The organism is Robertmurraya sp. (assembly GCF_036676585.1).
Classification (GTDB): Bacteria; Bacillota; Bacilli; order Bacillales; family Cytobacillaceae; genus Robertmurraya_A.
The window spans coordinates 134,636-151,816 of record NZ_JAKFCQ010000165.1; the positions used below are offsets into that span (position 1 = coordinate 134,636).

A 17,181-nucleotide genomic window follows, 5' to 3' on the forward strand; every position below is an offset into this window, starting at 1 on the left:
AAAATAAAACTAATATTGTTACTATTATCGAAAAAAAAACTCAATATGTAAAGGGAAAGACTGTTATTTTTCTGGGAGAATTAAAAACAATGTCGAATCATGTCATTTTTGATCCAAATATATGAAAAAAAGCGCAACGATTGCTGCGCTTTTTTGTCTATTTTAGTATTCCATTAAAGTTAAAATATCATATCCATCTAATTTGTTTCTTCCATCTAAATATGTTAACTCAATTAAAAAGGCAATTCCTGCAACAACTCCACCTAATTGCTCTACAAGTTTAATCGTTGCATCAATCGTTCCACCTGTTGCCAGCAAATCATCCGTGATTAATACACGTTGTCCTGGTTTAATTGCATCCTTATGGATCGTTAACACATCACTACCATACTCAAGACCGTAGTTTACTTTCACTGTTTCTCTTGGTAGTTTTCCTTCTTTTCTAACTGGAGCAAATCCTACTCCTAGAGAATATGCCACTGGGCATCCGATAATAAAACCACGAGCTTCGGGACCTACGACGATATCAATATTTCTTTCTTTTGCATAATCTACAATACGATCGGTTGCGTAACGATACGCTTCACCGTTATCCATTAATGTTGTAATATCTTTAAACTTAATCCCTGGCTTTGGCCAATCTTCTACAATCGTTACATACTTCTTTAAATCCATTACTTTACTTCCTCCTCAATTTCCACCGAGCCTCGAATACATTCATCCAACCAGGAGTGAAGTACCTGATAGGAGGAATATAATAATTCTTGTTCAAGCGCTAAATCTTCTTGTTTTTTTTGATATGTTTTAGAGCTCGTTAGATCTCGTTTATGACTGCTAGTGTTAAGTGTAATAAATCCATTGTTTATTTTAACAAAATCTAGTTCAAAAAACACCTGTGACATAAAATCAATTGTTTCTCTTGACCAGCCACGGTATTTAGCTAACTCATCACCGTATTTTTTCAAATCAAATGGTGCTTTTTTTGATAAAAACGCGTAATACCATTTGAAATGATCCCGTGTTGGGATCGTACTGAAAAAGTCACTTGCCTCTTTGTAAAAATGGGCATAAATTCTAGCAGGTTTCTTTCCATTCAATAATGATGTCAACAATTCCTTCGATGTTGGCAGATCATATAATACTACAAACTGTTCATCAATGTCGATATTTCTAGCTTGCTCAACCGTTTCAATAAGATGTAACCGATCCGAAAGTGCCTGTTTTATTTTCTCTGAAATCTGGTTATTAAAGCTAATCCACTTACTAGTAGGAACCATTTCTTTTAGCTTACCAACCTGCTTTATTCCACGATAATCAAATAATTGCCATTCATTTATAGCCAGATCATGTAAAAAGATTTGGGGCTTCCTTATATTATTCCATTCATTTATAGACAATTCACCTACGACTGAGAGCTTCGATTGTGGCGATATATGATCTACCTTTTCACCTAGATGAAAACCGATTCCGTCAAGGATGGCGCCTTCATGTTCTAGTGTTAGTTTTAAATGGCTTTGATTGGCACCGATTTTCTTAATTTGCGATATATTCGCATCTCTTAACAAAATCTTTGGTTTTTTATTGCTTGTCCCGAACGGTGAAAGAAGTTGTAGCTCTTCTAAAGCATTTAGTTGTACATCTTTAATCGACATTTCTAAATCAACTACCGTGAGTGGGATGAAATCTTCCTCAGATAATTGATTTACTGCCAGCTCATTTAATCTTGTTCTTAATTCATCCACGTCCTCGAGTTTTAGCGTCATACCTGCCGCCATTGGATGTCCACCAAAATGAGGTAGAATCTCTCTACATGTGGAAAGATTCTTAAATAAATCAAATCCCTCAATGCTTCTAGCCGAGCCTTTAGCAATACCTTTCTCCCGATCAAAGCTTAAAACAATCGTAGGACGGTAAAATGCTTCTACTAATCTAGATGCAACAATACCAACTACTCCTGCATTCCAGCCTTCTTGCCCAACAACAATGACAGAATTCTCTTCAATAGGATAGAAATCATTTACTTGTTGAATCGCTTCATCTGCAATGCTCGATACAATGCGTTGTCGTTCCTTATTGTACGAATCGATTTCCTCTGCGAGCATTTCCGCTTCATCCAAGTCTTCAGATAAAAGTAAGTGTACAGCTGAATCAGCTGAGTCTAACCGACCTACTGCATTGATTCGAGGTCCTATCGTAAAACCAATCGTTTCCTCATCTATGGTTTGTTGTTCGATACCAGCTTGTTTACAAAGGGCCTTGATCCCTGTTCTACTACTGCTTCTTATCTTTTTTAACCCTCTTTTTACTAGATAGCGATTTTCATCAACCAAAGGGACAAGGTCAGCAATCGTTCCAATCGCTACAAACTCAAGTAAATGCTCAGGAAGTTGTCCTAATAGAGCCTGGGAAAGCTTAAACGCTACTCCTACGCCAGCTAACTCCTTGAAAGGGTAAGTACTTCCGGGTAGCTTTGGATGAATAATTGCTAATGCTTCAGGGAGAATCGGTCCTGGTTCATGATGGTCGGTAATAATCAAATCAACACCAAGACTTTTTAAGACACTTGCCTCATGTACAGCTGAAATACCGGTATCCACAGTGATTATTAGTTTCACTCCACTTTCGTGAGCATGACGAAAAGCGGGTTCGTTTGGACCGTACCCTTCTGTAAAACGATTCGGAATATAAAAATCGACAATTGCACCTAGTTCCTTTAATGTTAGCATCATGACAGATGTACTCGTTACACCATCGGCATCGTAATCACCAAAAATTAAAATCGGTTCTTGGTTTTCAATAGCTTGATGAATTCTATTAACCGCAATGTCCATCCCCGTTAATAGATATGGGTCATGACACTGTTCTTCATGTTCATACAAAAATTTTTTAGCTAGAGATGCTGTATTTAGTCCTCTTCGTACAAGCAAAGAAGCTACAAGAGGAGATATCTTCAATTCGCTACAAAGCTCTTTCACATCGTCTTCACTTTTATGCTGTTGAACACTCCAGCGTGATTTTGGCTTTAACATTCCTTCACCCCTTAGCTTTTCTATTATACCCTGAGGCTGTCTACTGTTTCAATGGAATGGTTTCCCCAGTTAGCAAATAAAAAAAAGCCCGCTTTTAAGCAGACTCTTCATTAATCATAAGTAATGTCACTATTATCCGGATTGTAAGGATTGATATGTACAAACACATTTTCAACATGTCTTTCCTCCATTAGCTTTTGCTTTACCTTTTTCCCTACCCGGTGCCCTTCTTCGACTGTTATATAAGGATCGACAGATATTTTCAAATCGATAATCACATAGTGACCGTGTTCCCTTGCGTGTAGTTCATCAATTTTTTTGACCGCTGGTATGCTTTCAACAATCTTTCGAAGCTCTATTGTATCCTCTTCATGTAAAACATGATCAAGAGCATTGTGAATCGATTCACTCCCCAGTTTCCATGCTAATTTTAATATAAGAATGGATACGAATAACCCAGCTACTGGATCTGCATACACGAGCCAGCCAATAGCAAGCTTTTCCCCTAAAATCGCGCAGCCAATCCCCACCAACGCGGCTAAAGACGAATACACATCAGACCGGTGATCATAAGCAGTTACAATTAAGGCATCACTATTTAACTTCTTCCCCATCGAGAAGGTATAACGGTACATGGTCTCTTTGATAGCAATTGATACAATCACCGCCACAAGAGCAATTAGTTTAGGGGCTTCAATCGGTTGGAAAAACGCTTGAAAGGAAGATTTTCCAATCTCAAACCCAACTAAAACCAATAAAACAGCCACAATAATGGCAGCAATCGACTCCGCCTTGCCATGTCCGTATGGATGATCTTCATCTGGTGGTTGTTTAGCAGCACGCAGTCCAATAAAAACGGCTAATGAGCCCGCTACATCTGAAGCCGAATTAACAGCGTCAGCAACTAAAGCCCGACTGTTTGCATACACACCAATTACCCATTTCAAGACAGCTAAAATTAAATTCCCGATAATCCCTATTATTGCTACAAATTCCGCTTTTTTAAATCGCTCTTGATTTTCCAATACTTAACTCTCCTTCAACCCATTCACTACCAATTAGTGTAACCAAAAAATCCTATTCAAAAAGAGAAACCACAGAGAAATATTCCCTGTGGTTCTAGAATTAAACCTGCGGCTCGTCTGTTCTTTCTCTTTTTACTTTTTCAGTAATTAGAACTCCTTTTTGCTTAAGTTCTTTTGCTTTCATCACTAGCCATAGTTGAGCAGCGATAAAAATAGAAGAGTATACACCAACAACTAATCCAATTAGCAATGCTAATGAGAAATTAAGAATGGAGGCACTTCCAAACATCAGTAAAGCAACAACGGCAATAACTACAGTTAGGACCGTATTTACTGATCTTCCTAATGTTTGACGTAAACTACTATTTACAACATCAGCAAGTTCGTCATAAGTTTTAATTCTCTTTTTCTTAGCCAAGTTTTCTCTCATTCGGTCAAATGTTACGATTGTGTCATTGATTGAGTAACCGACAATAGTTAAGACGGCTGCAATAAATGTCAAATCTACCTCTAGTCTCGTAAAACTAAACAAAACAATAATGAAGAAAACATCATGTAAGAGGGCAACAATTGCAGCAAGCGCCATTCTCCACTCAAAACGAACCGATACATAAAGAATAATTCCTATGGAAGCTATGGCTACAGCAATCATTGCATTTTTAGCTAACTCTTTTCCAACCACTGGGGAAACCGTGCTGATATTCGGTTCTGAACCGTACAATTCTTTAAAATGCGCTTTAAGCTCAGCAATTTCTTCTTTTGGTAATACGCCTAAAAAGCGAACCACAGCAACGTCGTTATTGTCTCCAGACATGACAATATTTTCAGCTTCAAGATCAAATTTCGCAAACTCATCCTTTAACTGTTCGGTTTCAATTGGCTTATCGGACGGTACTTCCACCCTCGTTCCACTTGCAAAGTCAATTCCTAGATTTAGCTTAAACAAGATAAGAACGACCAGCCCGACTGAGAATAAAACACCTGAAATGGTAAAGATGATTTTATGATTTTTCACAAAATCCCATCGATCGAATCTGGTAGGTAAATCGATGGCATCGTAACCTTCAGAAATATCTTTCATATCTTTCTTTCTTACACCAAGCCAAGTAGGACGTTGATCTAAGAAACCACTTTTCACCCACAAACCAAGCAATAGACGTGATGCGAAAACAGCAGTAAGGAAGCTTCCTAAAATCGATATAATTAACATCGTTGCAAACCCTTTAACAGAGCTTGTACCATAGGCAAATAATACACCAGCGGCAATAATGGTCGTTATGTTCGAGTCAAAAATAGTCCAAAACGCACCTTTACTTCCCACTTCATACGCCGACTTAACCGTTCTTCCAACCTTTAGTTCTTCTTTAATTCTTTCATAAGTAATGATGTTGGCATCTACAGCCATACCTACCCCGAGGATTAGAGCTGCTATTCCTGGTAAAGTTAACACTCCATTCATCCAATCAAAGATCAGTAGAATGAGGTAAATATAAAGAGAGAGTGTAATAACAGCAATAAATCCAGGGAAACGATAATAGAAAAGCATGAACAAGAAGATGACACTAATTCCTACGATTCCGGCAAACACCGTTTCATTTAATGCTTCTTCCCCGAATTGAGCACCAACAGAAGTTGAATACACTTCGGTAAGTTTAACTGGCAGTGCTCCTGCATTTAACAAGGAAGCTAACGTCTTTGCTTCTTCTAATTCAAAATCCCCTACAATCGAAACCGTATCTTGATTAAACACTTGATTTACATTTGGATTGGACAGAAATTTTGGTTCTTCCTTGGCAAGTTCTGCTTGGTAGGAATCTTTCCCTTCTTCAAAATCTAGCCAGATAATTAATTGATTCTGGGGAGCCATTCCAACGATTTCTTGTGTCACTTCTCGAAATTTATCCGCACTCTTTAACTGTAATGAGATGCTAGGTTTGTTGTTTTCATCAAAGGTTTGCTTCGCACCACCCTCAACTAAATCAGTACCATCCATCATGATTTCGTCACTAGCATTTCGGAACGTTAAATTCGCTTCTGTGGAGAGAATTTCACGTGCTTTAGTCTGGTCAGATACACCGGCAAGCTGAACACGAATCCGATTATCACCTTCAATTTGAATGATCGGCTCACTTACCCCTAGCACGTTAATTCGATTATCTAACGCCTCTACCGTACTATTTAAAACTTCTTGGTCAATTTCTTGGCCTTTTTTAGCAGGTTCCACTTCGTAGAGGACTTCAAATCCTCCTTGAAGGTCCAAACCTAGTTTAATATTTTTTAAAATACTATTCGTAGTTGTCCCAATTGTACTTGCAAAAAGAAGCAGCAATAACAAAAAGGCCACAATTCTACTGCGTTTGACCATTATGTATAAATCCTCCTTAAAATGTAACCCAGGCAAGGTAACAGCATGCTACCTGCTTGTATTTTCTATTCTAATATTATGAAACAGTTAGGAAATAGTGTCAATTTATGGACGAGTATGTACTTATTTCAATAATTCCCTTCTCTCCTCATCATTCGCAAGCGAAAACTCATCCGACTTAAATGCTTCAACAGTCGCATAATTCATATATTCTCCTACATTTACAGAAAGAATATCTGAGACCACCTCATAGATCTTCACGTCCTCCTTCGGCTTTCTCCACTTCTTCTTACTCAAGAACTCCCAAAGACTATCTTGACTGATCGTCCCATACCCAAGTAGGGAAAACTCTTCCATCTTACTAATTAATGCTGGGTGTACTTCTTTACGAAAACGATCGTAATTATGGCCGATTTCCATATCGAGCCGCCTCCTAATACTAGAGTATAAAATATAGAGAAATTTATAATACCTTGTCATGCTTTGTCCACATGGGTGCATATAGTTAATTGTATATGATTATACCTATTTTGAGAAGGCAGGTAGCGAGATGTCGAAGTTTTTAAAAGGAACAATAATTTTGTTAGTTGCCGGCTTTGTAACAAGAGTTCTTGGTTTTATTAATAGGATTGTGATTGCAAGGTTTATAGGCGAAGAAGGCGTTGGATTATATATGATGGCCTTTCCGACCCTTATTCTTGTTGTCACTCTCACACAACTAGGCCTACCGGTGGCTATTTCAAAAAATATAGCAGAAGCAGAGGCAAAAGGTGATACAAAAAAAATAAAACAAATACTTGTTGTTTCCTTAGCAACAACATTTACATTATCCCTTATCTTTACTCCTGCTCTATTTTTGCTTGCACCGTACTTATCAGAAACTCTTTTTACAGATCCACGTACACATTTACCATTGCTCGCGATTGCTCCAATCATTCCAATCGTTGCACTTTCTTCTGTGCTAAGAGGATATTTCCAAGGCAGACAAAATATGAAACCTTCTGCCATTTCACAAGTGATTGAACAAGCGGCAAGAATCACATTGATAGCTGTATTAACAAGTATGTTTATGCCATATGGGGTAGAATACGCGGCAGCAGGGGCGATGGTTGCATCTGTAATTGGAGAGCTCATCTCCTTAATTTATTTAATTACTTCATTTAAGCTCAAGAAACAATTTCGAATAAGAAAGAAATTTTTCAAGAATGTACAAGAAGGAAAATCAACATTTCAAGAACTGATGGGCGTTGCTTTACCAACGTTAGGAAGCCGTATGATTGGTTCCATTGCGTGGTTCTTTGAACCGATTGTCGTCTCACATAGCTTAGCTATTGCTGGTGTTGTGGCCATTGATGCAACAAAGCAATACGGTGCACTAACAGGCTTTGCTATGCCGCTTTTACTATTGCCATCGTTTATAACTTTATCGCTGTCCACGTCGCTCGTTCCGGCAATCAGTGAGGCAAATTCACAGAACAATAAAAAGCTGATTGAATATCGACTACAACAAGCACTACGCTTTGCTTTTTTAACGGGTGGATTATCGGTTGTGATACTCTATGTTTTAGCTGAACCCCTTATGGAGGTCATGTATGGATCTTCAAGCGGAGCGTACTTTATTCAAATCATGGCACCATTCTTCCTTTTCTATTACTATCAAGGTCCATTACAAGCTACTCTGCAAGCTCTTGATTTAGCAAGGGCCGCTATGATTAACTCACTCTTTGGTTCCGTTGTAAAAACAGCTGTTATATTTTTATTAGCGAGTCAGCCAAGCTTTGGTATTAAAGGGGCGGCCTTGGGAATCGTTTTCGGCTTTTTAGTGGTGACTCTTCTCCATTTTGCAACGGTTCTGAAAAAGATTTCATTCACCTTTTACATTTGGGATTATTTACTAACTTTTACTGGTATGGGCGTTTCCGGATGGGCTGGTTTATCCTCCTATAATTACTTCAAAGGGGACTTGCCATTATCACTTAACGTGATCGTAAGCTGTGCGGCCATTACTATCTGCTACACACTATTTATTATCATTGCAGGACAAATTAAAAAAGAAGAAATGATACGAGTACCTTTCATTGGAAATTTATTGTCAAAACTAATTATGCGTTAAAAAAGAGGTGACCGACTGCTCACCTCTTTTTTATGTCTATCAAATCTACAAAAAATTTCCCATCTTGATAGCTGCAAAAGGAAATTTCTTTTACTTGAGTATATCCCAGTTTCTTTAGTTCCTGTAGAAGCCAAAATTTATTTTTTTCTAAGCGCTGTAAATTATTTTCTTGAACCTCCCCATCCAATATTAACGGGATCGTAATCCCCCCTTGATTCGGGCTTTTTTCATAAACAGATAGCTTTCCTGATGTTTCAAGTATCGCAAATTCTACATCAGCAATATTACGAATATCCTTATCTCTCAACTGCAAAAGGAGATCATCAAAATTGTAGCGTTGTTTTCTCATTTCATGCTCATCGATTTTTCCATTGTTAATTATGATGGAAGGCTTCCCATCTAACATATCCCTAACCTTTTTACTTTTTAAGGAAAAAAAGGCCAAGGTGATTTGAATAATCATGAGCACAGCCATCGGTAAAATATTATTCACTATTGTTTCATCTGGCTTTTCGATGCCTACGACCGCTATCTCTGCGATCATAATATAGACAACCAAATCTAATACGTTTAACTCTCCAAGCTCTCTCTTCCCCATTAGTCGAAATATAATAGAAATGACACCGTATAAAATAATTGTCCGAATAACAATTAAAAAATATTGATCCAAAAGAAACGCTCCCTTTATGTTCATTCATTTTATTGTCTGCAAATCTGCAGAAAACATGAACAAAATGTGATTCTATTTAGAAAAGCTCATGAATATGCTTGTACTAAGCAATTACTGAGAAAAGTTAGAAGGGAGAGGGGTCCAATCGAAGAATCGAAAAATTTTGGCAACGCCGTACTATACGGGGTCATAACTGTATTTTTGTTTGCAATTGTTAGTTCGGTTATATTTTCCTTAATTCTCCGATTTACACCAACTAGCGAATCTTCATTACAATTTGTTATTACTGGTGTTTCATTTATCACATTGTTTTTAGGTGGGTTCGTATCAGGGGGAAAAGGGAAACAAAAAGGCTGGTTAGTTGGAGGCCTCACTGGCATTGTTTACACCACAATCATTTTTTTATTCCAATTTTTAGGAATGGATAGTTTATTTTCGTTTGAAGAAATCGTTTATCATGTTTGCTATATTCTAACTGCCATGATGGGTGGAATTTTAGGTGTAAATATAAGTACTACTTCTAAAAGAGCCGCATAATAGAATAGGAAATAAAAGAGGCAAACCCGTTAAGGTCTGCCTCTTTTTATGTGTTATGCATTTGCTACAGAGCTAGATTCAAGTACTTCTCTAATAGCCGCGCGGTCGTATGTAAGACGACTTCCATCACCACATTTAATAACTACCTTGCCTTCGTCTAATGCATCGACTGTTCCGTGTAGGCCACCAATCGTCACGATTTTATCCCCTTTTTTCAGGTCGCTTTGCATTTGCGAAACCGCCTTTTGACGCTTTTGCTGTGGACGAATTAACAAGAAGTAAAATAATGCAAACATTAGGATTAATGGACCTAATGTACCTAATAGTCCTTCCATTGTCTAACCTCCTTTCAATGTCTTATCAATTTAGAAGTTTTTTGCATTCGGCTGATTAAAGCCATATTGCTCAAAAAATTCTTCTCTGAAGTCCCCTAAGCGATCTTCTCTGATTGCTTGTCTGACATTCTCCATTAATTTTAACAGAAAATATAAGTTATGGTAAGTTGTAAGTCTTATTCCGAACGTCTCATCACAACGAATCAAGTGGCGAATATACGCACGAGAATAATTTTTGCAAGTGTAGCAATCGCAATTTGGATCAAGTGGTCCAAAATCTCTTGCATACTTCGCATTTTTAACAACCAATCTACCTTCACTCGTCATCAATGTTCCGTTTCTAGCTATTCTAGTTGGCAGAACACAATCAAACATATCAATTCCTCGAATAGCCCCATCGATTAGAGAATCTGGAGAACCAACTCCCATTAAATATCTTGGTTTATTCGATGGTAATAGAGGGGTTGTGAATTCTAGAACTCGATTCATAATATCCTTCGGTTCACCAACCGATAAGCCTCCTACTGCATATCCAGGGAAATCGAGAGAAACTAGATCACGTGCACTTTGTTTCCGAAGTTCTTCATATTCTCCACCTTGTACAATACCGAATAATCCTTGATCCTCCGGACGTTGATGCGCACTTAAGCATCTTTCTGCCCAACGTGATGTACGTTCGACCGATTTCTGCATATACTCATACGTAGCAGGAAATGGTGGACATTCATCAAAGGCCATCATGATATCCGAGCCTAATGCATTTTGAATTTCCATCGCTTTTTCCGGTGATAAGAAGAGCTTGTCCCCGTTTAAATGATTTCTGAAATGAACTCCCTCTTCCTCAATCTGGCGAAACTTGCTTAGAGAAAATACTTGGAATCCACCTGAGTCAGTTAAAATGGCCCGATCCCAGTTCATAAACTTGTGAAGCCCACCAGCCTCTTTAATAATCTCGTGTCCAGGTCGAAGCCAGAGATGATAGGTATTACTTAAAATAATTCCTGCTCCCATCTGCACAAGTTCTTCTGGTGACATCGTTTTTACCGTTGCAAGTGTTCCAACCGGCATAAAGACAGGTGTGTCAAATGAACCGTGTGGTGTATGTACGCGCCCTAGCCTTGCTCCTGTCTGTTTACATGTCTTTATTAATTCGTAACGAATAGCCGTCAAAAATAGTCAACTCCTAGTAAGTAATTAAACAATAAGCATCGCATCGCCAAAACTAAAGAAACGATACTTCTCAGTTACTGCTGTTTCATATGCATGAATGACATTTTCTCTACCTGCAAGTGCACTTACAAGCATGATTAATGTGGATTTTGGAAGATGGAAATTTGTAATCATCCCGTCAATTCCTTGAAATGTATATCCGGGAAAAATAAAAATATCGGTCCATCCACTTTCTGCGACAAACTCCCCGTTATGCTTCGAAGCGATCGTCTCTAATGTTCTCGTGGAGGTAGTTCCAACAGAAATGATTCGTCCACCTTGTTTTTTTACATCATTTAGTAATCGAGCGGTTCCTTCTGTCATCTGATAGAACTCGGCATGCATATCATGTTCTAAAATGTCATCTACACTGACAGGTCGAAATGTCCCGAGTCCAACATGAAGTGTAATAAAGGCGATATGAACCCCACGTGAGCGAATTTCTTCTAAAAGCTCTTCTGTGAAATGAAGACCCGCAGTCGGAGCTGCAGCTGAACCACGTTCTTTAGCGAATACCGTTTGATATCGTTCTCGATCCTCTAATTGTTCTTTTATGTAGGGGGGTAGTGGCATTTCTCCTAACTGCTCTAATACCTCATAAAAAATTCCTTCATAGTTAAATTCAAGAGTTCTTCCTCCGTGCTCGGCTTCCCCGACACACACGGCCGTCAAGATTCCATCTCCAAATGAAATGACTGTTCCTTCCTTAACCCTTTTCGCTGGCTTTACTAAAGTTTCCCAACGATCTCCATCCAACTGCTTGAGAAGTAATACTTCAATCTTGGCACCGGTTTCTTTTTTTTCACCGAATAATCTCGCAGGCAACACTCTCGTGTCATTTAAAACCAGGCAATCTCCTGGTCTAATATACTCTACTATATTTTTAAATATAGTATGCTCTAACTTTCCATTTTCCTTGTCTAATACCATTAGTCTACTGTTTGTTCGCTCCTCTAAAGGAGTTTGCGCAATGAGTTCCTCTGGTAAATGAAAATCAAATAAGTCTACTTTCATGCTGTTTCACCCTTCTTAAACACTACAAATATTAACGAAATTTCCCTAAAAAATAAAAAATTGCAGATAAAATAATACTAACAAGAATGGAGGTAACAATGGGGAAATACACTGTCGTGTTTCCCTTTTTCACAATAATATCGCCTGGAAGTCTCCCGATATGTATAAACTGCATGAGAAATCCAACGACAAAAATGATTGCCCCTAATGTCATAAGAATCTTTGGAAGACCAGTCATTCTGAAGGTACCTCCATTTGAAAATGCTTATAAACCAGATTCGTAACAATTCTGCCTCTTGGAGTTCTTTGAAGAAATCCTATTTGAAGTAAATATGGTTCATATACATCCTCAATCGTATGTGATTCTTCTCCAATTGTTGCTGCAATTGTATCTAATCCAACAGGTCCTCCTCTAAACTTCTCGATGATACCCTTTAATAGTTTATGATCAATATGATCCAAACCTAATGGGTCTACCTGAAGAAGTTGTAAGGAGTAAACGGCTAATGAATAGTCAATCATTCCATTGCCTTTAACTTGAGCAAAATCTCTAACTCGTCTGAGCAGGCGATTCGCAATACGTGGTGTCCCTCTTGAACGCTTGGCAATTTCTAAAGCTGCGTCTTTTGTAATGTCTACCTGGAACACTTCGGCAGTTCGTAATACGATATCCATCAGCTGATCTTCTTTATAATATTCTAATCTGCTTAAAACTCCAAATCGATCCCGAAGTGGAGCTGAAAGAGAACCTGCTCTAGTTGTGGCACCAACAAGTGTAAATGGTGGTAAATCAAGTCTTACAGACCTAGCTGTTGCCCCTTTTCCAATCACGATGTCAAGGCAAAAATCCTCCATGGCTGGATATAATACTTCTTCTATAGCTCTTGGAAGTCGGTGAATTTCATCGATAAATAATATATCACCAGGTTCAAGTGCTGTTAAAATGGCCGCTAAATCTCCTGGCCTTTCAATTGCTGGGCCTGCTGTTGTACGGATATTAACTCCCATTTCATTAGCAATAATGGTTGCTAATGTCGTTTTCCCTAATCCTGGGGGTCCATACAAGAGAACATGATCAAGTGTTTCCTGCCGTATTTTAGCTGCCTCAATAAATATTTCTAAATTCTCTTTTACCTTTGTTTGACCAATATATTGTTTTAATGTTAACGGGCGTAAGCTTTGTTCGAATGATAAATCTTGAACATCTGCTTCACCAGAAATAATCCGATCGTCCAATACTCACTCACCCTTTTTCCAACTCTATTTTAAAAGAAGCTGTAGAGCTTTTTTAATATATTGCTCTGTTTCTAGTGTTTCCACTTCAAGCTTCGGAGTAATTTTCTTTATTTCTTTTTCAGAATATCCAAGCGATAGTAATGCTAACATCGCTTCTTCAAGTGCAAGATTTGAATTCTTCGGTTGTTCCACATGTACTTCCTCATTGAATAAATTAGGAAAATAATCTGGAAGTGCTTGTTGAAGTTTCCCCTTCAAGTCTAAGATCATTTGTCTAGCTGTTTTCTTTCCTACCCCTGGGAATTTCACTAAAAAAGCTTCATCCTCTTCTTCGATTGCTTGAACCACTTGTTCTGGTACTCCAGACGCTAATATTGCTAACGCTCCTTTTGGTCCAATTCCCGATACATTCAGGAGCTTTGTAAAGAGAATTTTTTCTTCCCTTGAAGAAAAACCGTATAAAGCGATCAAATCTTCTCTTACATAATGATAAGTAAAAATTTGCATCGCTTGGTGAATATTCTTTGAAAAGCTAAAAGGGTTCGGCGTAGATACTTGATATCCAATGCCTCCTGCCTCTACAACAATATATTCGGGTCCAATAAATTCGACCGTTCCTTTAATATAATCATACATGTAGCTAAAACTCCTCTAATTTTGCTGTACCTCATTGTATCACAATATGTTAGTACATGCCGCTAAATGTAGGTTGAAAATACAAAAAGGAACCGATACCGGCTCCTTTAGTTCGCTTGTTTTTCCTGAACAGTATAATTTTTAAACGTTTCAAGCACTTCGACATACCGATCTTTATTCTTAATCGGTATTCCTTCCTTTAGTTCTTCATGTCTCGTACTTTCTAATTTTCCAATATCCAATTGAAAAAAGGATTGAATAATATTATATTTTTGTGGTTTTCCATAATAGATCGTTAGCACACCATCGTCCGTAATTCCGAAGTAACCATTAGCTTTTAACAGTGGAGAAATGTCGTCTACATGCTTACGGAACACGACAGATTTATCATCCATATCCACGACCTGCCATTGATCATATTTTGACCAAAACTGTTCCATTGACCAAATCTTCTCCTCCATTTGCTCCTCACTAACTTCTCCGTCTAGATATACTCGTTCAAGAATCACCTTTACTTCAATGGGTTCTAATCTTTGTGTGGTTTTTGAATCTTCCGCTAGGACATAGTTTGTATGAAAAACGAATACGAGAAGCAATATCCCTAAACATCCGAGCCATTTGGTTCTCATAATGATCACCTCGTTTGAAAGTTACAATAAAGTGCTAATTTCATGATTCCATTTATATAATGACCATTTTTTTCAAATTTATGCCCATTAACACACGAAAGAGTTGATCATTTCGATCAACTCTTTCGGATCCTATTCTTTCCCTTGAATTCGGGACTTTAATGTTCGAAACATCCCTTTTAGATCTGCATCAACAGTCTCACGTGGACCACCATCACGTAAGTCATTATCAATATTTCTGATTCTGCTAAATGTTCCTTCATCCGTCACTACCTGTACCGATCTTCCTCGAAGGTAGGGTTGAACCGCTCTAGTGATATCTGCCTTCGTTTCTACATCACGATCGTAGTTTGTTAAATCAACTGCAATTAATACATTGCTTCCATATACTACGGAACGAACATCTTCCACATTGGGAACATTCGCCGTAACATCACCAATTTTTTCCGCTAAATCTCCTTCATACGCTGTGTAATAGGAGCTTCTTGCTTTACGGGTTTGGTCATCTAAATGCCCATGATAATTGGCATCCGCATGACTATAACGGTTATCTTTCTCAAAAAAGTTTTTATCCTGTTTAGCTCGAGGGACTGTAGGATTTGCAGGATTTCCTGCTTCATCTTTTTGCATTAAATGCTGTCTTCGATTCTCTCTGCTTCTCTGTCCTTCCTCACCAAGAGAGTGATCCATTATTTCTACCAATGGACCATCATTTTCGTTGTAAATTCTTGCATTTCCACCACCGTTATGATTTTCATTCGAGTAGTATCCAAATGGTTGGCTTATTGCTTGATCACCATCAGTTGCTTCATCCTGGCTACAACCAGCTAAACTAAAGGTTAAGGCAGCAGTGATTGGAAGTAAAACAAGCTTTTTACTCAAGCGAATAACCCCCTCCGCTTATTTGAGAGCATGATTATGCTCATTTATAGGGTGTGAGGGTTCTGCCTTTTTAATCCTGACAGTTACGACCAATTACTCTTCAAGTAAAAGCTTTACCTGCTCTACAAAGCTTTGCCGACTAAAAAATTGCCGTACAGTTAAATCAAGAACCTGTCTTACTTGAAATGTACTTGAATATTGACGATCTTTAATGAGTCGATTCCATTCCCGAAAGATATCTGTTGGAAATAATAAAGCATACAAAAATCCACGATTATTTAAATAGGGCTGTATCTGCTCGTATTCTGTAAGATCATGTAAAGACCATTCGAGACTCGGCAGAATACGATTGCAATATTGTAAGTAATCACAGGCTGGACTACCGATTGAAACTAAGTCAAAATCAATTAAATATAGTTCTGAGTTTATACCACGAATAAAGTTATGGTGTGCTAAATCGCCATGAAGAATCACTTGATCATGATTGTTCAAAAATGAATGTTCTAACTCAAGCCCCTTTAAGGAAAAATCGGCCCATTCCATCACTTCATTTAATATTTCTTGCTGCACAAAAAATTTAATAATGGATAAATTATTAATAAAACGAGCTGCACGTTCTCTCCATTTCAACATAAGATTGTATTCTTTTAGTACCGTTTGATACCTTCTTGAAAGCTTACCTGTAGTCTGGTGAAATTCTCCAAGGAGACGAAGCCCATCTTTTCTTTCTTCTTCCGACTCATAAGAAAAAGGACTGTTGGAGGATAGTGGAATGTGCTCAAGACATCCGTAATACGTACCGTCTAAGTAAAGTGGTGATTCCTTTTCGAGGTTTTGAAAAATGTATGAGTGCTGAAACCCTTCTTGTCTTAAAGACGAAGTAAAAGCCTTTTGGATCTGCAGTTTTCTTAAATGACTAAACCCCTTTAGCACAACAAGTTGATTACTCGTTTCTAACAGATATACGTTCTTCCTAATTGGTTGAATGGATTCAATTGGAGTGACGAGCTCTTCCTGTAAATAGGAGAAGAGACGATTTAGAATTAAATCGTCTCCACTAATATTATTCATCATTACCATCGTTCGTATTTTGACCTCTTGGCATTCCATATGCTGATGGTCCGTATCCATAAGGATTCATATAAGGCGGCTGCGCCATAGGTTGCCCGTAGGATGGAGCATACACTGGTGGCATACCTGGAGCAAAGCCTGATCCCATTCCGTATGGTGTCATCGCAGGACCGCCACATCCACAATCATCCTGTACGCCTTGTACGGCTGGAGCTTGATAATTTGGTGTTAAAGGCATTTGGTGATTGCCCATACTCGGTGATTCCATTTGATCCATTACCCCTTGCACTTGTGGCATTGGGCTATATGGCATTTGTTGTGGCATACCCATAGATGGATAACCTGGTGGGTAGTATCCTGGTCCAGGCATCACTGGTCCACAATGAAATAATGGTGCAGGATATGGCGGATAAGGATACATTGGAGCTTG

General features: G+C 38.3%; 17 protein-coding genes and 1 pseudogene. 2 read left to right on the top strand and 16 right to left on the bottom strand.

Annotated elements, in window-relative coordinates; all coding sequences use genetic code 11:
* Window positions 1-162: 162 nt before the first annotated feature.
* From ACGLXV_RS21815 to ACGLXV_RS21835, 5 genes are all read right to left on the bottom strand, one after another.
* Window positions 163-675 carry an adenine phosphoribosyltransferase gene (locus ACGLXV_RS21815; RefSeq protein ID WP_251514082.1) on the bottom strand — a complete coding sequence of 171 codons (513 nt, stop codon included), beginning with the start codon at window positions 673-675 and terminating at the stop codon, window positions 163-165.
* On the bottom strand, window positions 675-3,029 hold the full coding sequence (gene recJ, locus ACGLXV_RS21820) for a single-stranded-DNA-specific exonuclease RecJ (RefSeq protein WP_391560261.1): 2,355 nt from the start codon (window positions 3,027-3,029) through the stop codon (window positions 675-677). The genes ACGLXV_RS21815 and recJ overlap by 1 nt, the downstream gene beginning before the upstream one ends.
* A gap of 110 nt (window positions 3,030-3,139) precedes the next feature.
* Window positions 3,140-4,054: a cation diffusion facilitator family transporter gene (locus ACGLXV_RS21825; protein ID WP_391560262.1), complete on the bottom strand. Its 915-nt coding sequence runs from the start codon at window positions 4,052-4,054 to the stop codon at window positions 3,140-3,142.
* Window positions 4,055-4,154: 100 nt separating this feature from the next.
* Window positions 4,155-6,419, bottom strand: a complete 2,265-nt coding sequence (gene secDF / locus ACGLXV_RS21830; RefSeq protein WP_391560263.1) for a protein translocase subunit SecDF — start codon at window positions 6,417-6,419, stop codon at window positions 4,155-4,157.
* A gap of 123 nt (window positions 6,420-6,542) precedes the next feature.
* Window positions 6,543-6,839, bottom strand: a complete 297-nt coding sequence (locus ACGLXV_RS21835; protein WP_119709243.1) for a post-transcriptional regulator — start codon at window positions 6,837-6,839, stop codon at window positions 6,543-6,545.
* A gap of 130 nt (window positions 6,840-6,969) precedes the next feature.
* Between ACGLXV_RS21835 and spoVB the strand changes: the two genes are divergently transcribed.
* On the top strand, window positions 6,970-8,532 hold the full coding sequence (gene spoVB / locus ACGLXV_RS21840) for a stage V sporulation protein B (protein ID WP_391560264.1): 1,563 nt from the start codon (window positions 6,970-6,972) through the stop codon (window positions 8,530-8,532).
* A 19-nt stretch (window positions 8,533-8,551) separates the two neighbouring features.
* Here spoVB and ACGLXV_RS21845 read toward each other — a convergent pair whose 3' ends face one another.
* Entirely contained in the window at window positions 8,552-9,202 is a 651-nt protein-coding gene (locus ACGLXV_RS21845) for a DUF421 domain-containing protein (RefSeq protein ID WP_391560265.1), read from the bottom strand.
* Window positions 9,203-9,346: 144 nt separating this feature from the next.
* On the opposite strand from ACGLXV_RS21845, the gene ACGLXV_RS21850 reads away from it, so the two are divergent.
* Window positions 9,347-9,739: a TIGR04086 family membrane protein gene (locus tag ACGLXV_RS21850; protein ID WP_391560278.1), complete on the top strand. Its 393-nt coding sequence runs from the start codon at window positions 9,347-9,349 to the stop codon at window positions 9,737-9,739.
* Between the two features lie 53 nt (window positions 9,740-9,792).
* On the opposite strand, the gene yajC is transcribed toward ACGLXV_RS21850, so the two are convergent.
* The 10 genes and pseudogenes from yajC to ACGLXV_RS21900 all read right to left on the bottom strand — a co-directional run.
* The gene (gene yajC, locus ACGLXV_RS21855) at window positions 9,793-10,074 is read right to left on the bottom strand and encodes a preprotein translocase subunit YajC (protein ID WP_119709245.1); all 282 of its coding nucleotides are present in this window, start codon (window positions 10,072-10,074) and stop codon (window positions 9,793-9,795) included.
* 30 nt (window positions 10,075-10,104) lie between these two features.
* Window positions 10,105-11,244, bottom strand: a complete 1,140-nt coding sequence (tgt, locus tag ACGLXV_RS21860) for a tRNA guanosine(34) transglycosylase Tgt (protein WP_391560266.1) — start codon at window positions 11,242-11,244, stop codon at window positions 10,105-10,107.
* 24 nt (window positions 11,245-11,268) lie between these two features.
* Entirely contained in the window at window positions 11,269-12,297 is a 1,029-nt protein-coding gene (gene queA / locus ACGLXV_RS21865; protein ID WP_391560267.1) for a tRNA preQ1(34) S-adenosylmethionine ribosyltransferase-isomerase QueA, read from the bottom strand.
* 31 nt (window positions 12,298-12,328) lie between these two features.
* A complete protein-coding gene (locus ACGLXV_RS21870; protein WP_119709248.1) occupies window positions 12,329-12,535 on the bottom strand; it encodes a DUF2905 domain-containing protein in 207 nt (68 codons plus the stop codon).
* Window positions 12,532-13,533 carry a Holliday junction branch migration DNA helicase RuvB gene (gene ruvB, locus ACGLXV_RS21875; protein WP_119709249.1) on the bottom strand — a complete coding sequence of 334 codons (1,002 nt, stop codon included), beginning with the start codon at window positions 13,531-13,533 and terminating at the stop codon, window positions 12,532-12,534. The genes ACGLXV_RS21870 and ruvB overlap by 4 nt, the downstream gene beginning before the upstream one ends.
* 24 nt (window positions 13,534-13,557) lie before the next feature.
* Complete coding sequence (ruvA, locus tag ACGLXV_RS21880) at window positions 13,558-14,169, bottom strand: Holliday junction branch migration protein RuvA (RefSeq protein ID WP_119709250.1); 612 nt, start codon at window positions 14,167-14,169, stop codon at window positions 13,558-13,560.
* Window positions 14,170-14,276: 107 nt separating this feature from the next.
* The gene (locus ACGLXV_RS21885; RefSeq protein ID WP_391560268.1) at window positions 14,277-14,798 is read right to left on the bottom strand and encodes a BofC C-terminal domain-containing protein; all 522 of its coding nucleotides are present in this window, start codon (window positions 14,796-14,798) and stop codon (window positions 14,277-14,279) included.
* A gap of 132 nt (window positions 14,799-14,930) precedes the next feature.
* Entirely contained in the window at window positions 14,931-15,680 is a 750-nt protein-coding gene (locus ACGLXV_RS21890; protein WP_391560269.1) for a YhcN/YlaJ family sporulation lipoprotein, read from the bottom strand.
* Between the two features lie 93 nt (window positions 15,681-15,773).
* A complete protein-coding gene (locus ACGLXV_RS21895; RefSeq protein WP_391560270.1) occupies window positions 15,774-16,760 on the bottom strand; it encodes a phosphotransferase in 987 nt (328 codons plus the stop codon).
* Window positions 16,744-17,181: pseudogene (locus ACGLXV_RS21900) on the bottom strand (SafA/ExsA family spore coat assembly protein); the annotation flags it as partial. The gene ACGLXV_RS21895 and the pseudogene ACGLXV_RS21900, both read right to left, overlap by 17 nt.

What these genes read in the sequence shown, in the direction of transcription:
- ACGLXV_RS21885 (WP_391560268.1), bottom strand. Translation starts at nt 14,798, where the DNA reads ATGAGAACCAAATGGCTCGGATGTTTAGGGATATTGCTTCTCGTATTC.
- ACGLXV_RS21815 (WP_251514082.1), bottom strand. Translation starts at nt 675, where the DNA reads ATGGATTTAAAGAAGTATGTAACGATTGTAGAAGATTGGCCAAAGCCA.
- ruvA (WP_119709250.1), bottom strand. Translation starts at nt 14,169, where the DNA reads ATGTATGATTATATTAAAGGAACGGTCGAATTTATTGGACCCGAATAT.
- ACGLXV_RS21895 (WP_391560270.1), bottom strand. Translation starts at nt 16,760, where the DNA reads ATGGTAATGATGAATAATATTAGTGGAGACGATTTAATTCTAAATCGT.
- yajC (WP_119709245.1), bottom strand. Translation starts at nt 10,074, where the DNA reads ATGGAAGGACTATTAGGTACATTAGGTCCATTAATCCTAATGTTTGCA.
- ACGLXV_RS21835 (WP_119709243.1), bottom strand. Translation starts at nt 6,839, where the DNA reads ATGGAAATCGGCCATAATTACGATCGTTTTCGTAAAGAAGTACACCCA.
- ACGLXV_RS21870 (WP_119709248.1), bottom strand. Translation starts at nt 12,535, where the DNA reads ATGACTGGTCTTCCAAAGATTCTTATGACATTAGGGGCAATCATTTTT.
- spoVB (WP_391560264.1), top strand. Translation starts at nt 6,970, where the DNA reads ATGTCGAAGTTTTTAAAAGGAACAATAATTTTGTTAGTTGCCGGCTTT.
- secDF (WP_391560263.1), bottom strand. Translation starts at nt 6,419, where the DNA reads ATGGTCAAACGCAGTAGAATTGTGGCCTTTTTGTTATTGCTGCTTCTT.
- recJ (WP_391560261.1), bottom strand. Translation starts at nt 3,029, where the DNA reads ATGTTAAAGCCAAAATCACGCTGGAGTGTTCAACAGCATAAAAGTGAA.
- queA (WP_391560267.1), bottom strand. Translation starts at nt 12,297, where the DNA reads ATGAAAGTAGACTTATTTGATTTTCATTTACCAGAGGAACTCATTGCG.